The sequence below is a fragment of the Isoptericola sp. NPDC060257 genome (assembly GCF_042726645.1).
Lineage (GTDB): Bacteria > Actinomycetota > Actinomycetes > Actinomycetales > Cellulomonadaceae > Isoptericola > Isoptericola nanjingensis.
This window is the reverse complement of the sequence record NZ_JBHXAW010000432.1, coordinates 1-2265: the sequence shown is the minus strand read 5'-3', so window position 1 is coordinate 2265 and position 2265 is coordinate 1. Positions and strand designations below refer to the sequence as shown.

At 78.8% G+C, this 2265-nt stretch carries 2 protein-coding genes and 1 pseudogene; 1 reads left to right on the top strand and 2 read right to left on the bottom strand.

Annotated elements, in window-relative coordinates; all coding sequences use genetic code 11:
- On the bottom strand, positions 1–265 hold a 265-nt coding region (locus ACFWEK_RS20980), incomplete at its 3' end, for a universal stress protein (RefSeq protein WP_430555293.1).
- Between the two features lie 9 nt (positions 266–274).
- Positions 275–1615 (bottom strand): DUF4192 domain-containing protein, encoded by a 1341-nt coding sequence (locus tag ACFWEK_RS20975; RefSeq protein ID WP_430555292.1) that lies wholly within the window; start codon positions 1613–1615, stop codon positions 275–277.
- Positions 1616–1784: 169 nt separating this feature from the next.
- Here ACFWEK_RS20975 and ACFWEK_RS20970 point away from each other — a divergent pair.
- Positions 1785–2265, top strand: a pseudogene (locus ACFWEK_RS20970) (hypothetical protein); the annotation flags it as partial.

The following is a 2265-nucleotide window of genomic DNA, read 5'->3' as shown; positions in this document are numbered from 1 at the left end:
GTCGGAGACCCACGACGATGAGCTCGGCGGCCGCCTCCTGCGCCGTGCGCACGAGATCCTCGGCGAGGTCACCCGTGCCGCCCACCACCGAGTAGGCGAGCCCCGAGGAGGCGAGGTCGTCCTCGACCGCCTGTCTCTCGGGCCCGCCGTCGTCCCGGGTGACGACGACCGTGAGCGGGACGGACCGCTCCTGCGCCTCGCGCTTCGCTGCGGCGAGTGCCGCCTGTCCCTCGGCCGTGCTCAGGAGTCCGACGACGATCGCCATGGGGGCACGCTACCCGACCGTCGGCCCGGCCACATCGGTCGCCCCGGCGAGAGCACCGGCAGCCGGCGCTCGCGCCGCGCTCACCCAACCGGGCGGGACCGCCGCCTCCAGCACTCCGGCCACGAGCGCGGCCAGTCGGTAGGTCGGGTCCTGCCTCGCGGACTCGCGCACGCGCCGGACCGCGAGCCACCCGTCGCCCCGCCACCAGGCCAGGAAGCCGAGCAGCGCGAGGGGCGGCGCGTGCCACCGCCGCGGCGCACCACCCACCAGCTGCTCCAGCACGAGCCGGGCCGCGTCGGCGGTCGCGCCGTCGGGCGGCACCCCGACCCGCGGGTCCACCACCCGGGCGATCGCGCGGGCCGTGCCCGACTCCACGTCACGCGGGACGTCGACGTCCCCGCCCGCCCGGACCGTCCGGTCCGCCGCCTCTCGCGCGCCCGGCACCAGGGACAGCAGCACGGCGTCGCGGACCCGCACGTCCGCGAGCGCCACCGCCAGGCGGCCGAGGCGCGCCGGGGGCAGCTCGACGTCGCCGGCCGGGCAGGTGCGCAGCTCAGCGGCCGCCTGTCGCACCAGGTCGCACCAGACGCCGTAGGCCTCGGTGCGCCAGCGACCCAGCCCGTCAGGTGCCGCCTCACGGGGCGTCGCACGGGGCGTCGCGCGGGACGTCTCACGAGGCGCCGCACTGATGGCATCACCCGCCGCCGCGCGCGCCCGCTCCGCACGTCCCGCCGCCTTGGCGACCCGGTCACGCACGCCCGCCGGCAGCGCCCGCACCCGGTACGCCTCCTGCTCCGAGCGGGCGATCGCCCGCCCGGCGACCACGAACGCCGCCCCCACCTCGCCGTGCTCGAGCTCGCTCGTGGGACGCCCTCCCGCCGGGCAGCAGGCGGGGTCCGTGCAGTCGAGGCCGCGATAGCCGTCCGGGCCGACGAGCCAGGTCTCCACGTCGACCGTCGGGCCCAGGGACTGCTCCAGCGCCCCGACCGCGGCCGTCTCCCACGCCCGGACCCGGTCCGGCGGTGACGCGGTGTAGAGCACGACGAGCGCCAGGCGGGCCCCGACCCGCGCGGCCGCCCGGGCGACGACGGCCGCGCTTCCCGTCGTCCCGGCGCCCACCTCGTCACCGGGGTCGCCGGCGGGTCCGTCGAGGTCGGCCAGGCCGGTCCGTGCGACGAGGCCGACCCGGCCCTCGTCGGTGACCGCGACGACGACCACGCACTCCCGCGGGCGGAACCCCAGCAGGTACGGCACGGCCGCGAGCAGGTCGCGGGACGAGCGGAGCACGAGCGGCGTGTCGAAGGCGATGCCGGGCTCCCCGGCGCGGTCGGTGGCGTATGCGGCGTCCATGGGTCCGATCCCAGGGCACGGCCACGGGCCCCGGCGCCGCGGGCCGCCCCTCTGTGGACGACGCCGCGCTGGGGGCAGGCTCCGCGGGCTGCGCCGCCGCGCGACGTCCGCGGCGTCCGCTCGTCCCGGACGTGCGAGCGGGGTGCCGCGGGCCGCTACGGTAGGCGCCGTGCCCTCGCTCCCCCGCCCCCTGCGCCGCCGCGCCCGGTCGCGTCGCGCGTCCGCGGCCGGGGCGCGCGGCGTCGGTGCCGTGGCGCTCACCGCGCTCCTCGCGCTGTCCGGCTGCGGTCTGCTCGGCGACGGCGGGTCCCCGGACGACGACGTCTCCGCGACCGGCGAGAACGGGTCCGGCGTCGGCGTGCGTGGCACCACCGAGGCCCCCACCGCGGAGCCGGGGACGGGCGACGCGTCCGCCCTGCCGACGTTCGACCCCGACACGACGGTCGGCGGGTACGCCGACGGCTTCCCCGAGAAGCTGCTCGGGGCGCCCGAGGACGCGACGGTGCTCGCGAGCTCTGCCACCCCGGGCGAGGGCGGCCTCACCGACGTCACCCTCAACCTCGCCACGCAGCGCGGCACGCAGGACGTCATCGACCAGCTCGCCAAGCGGCTCCGCAAGGCCGGCTTCGAGGAGTCCGGCACGTCGAGCC

Bases quoted from the DNA above. Each gene is read 5' to 3' on its own strand.
- ACFWEK_RS20975 (WP_430555292.1), bottom strand. From the start codon at position 1,615: ATGGACGCCGCATACGCCACCGACCGCGCCGGGGAGCCCGGCATCGCC.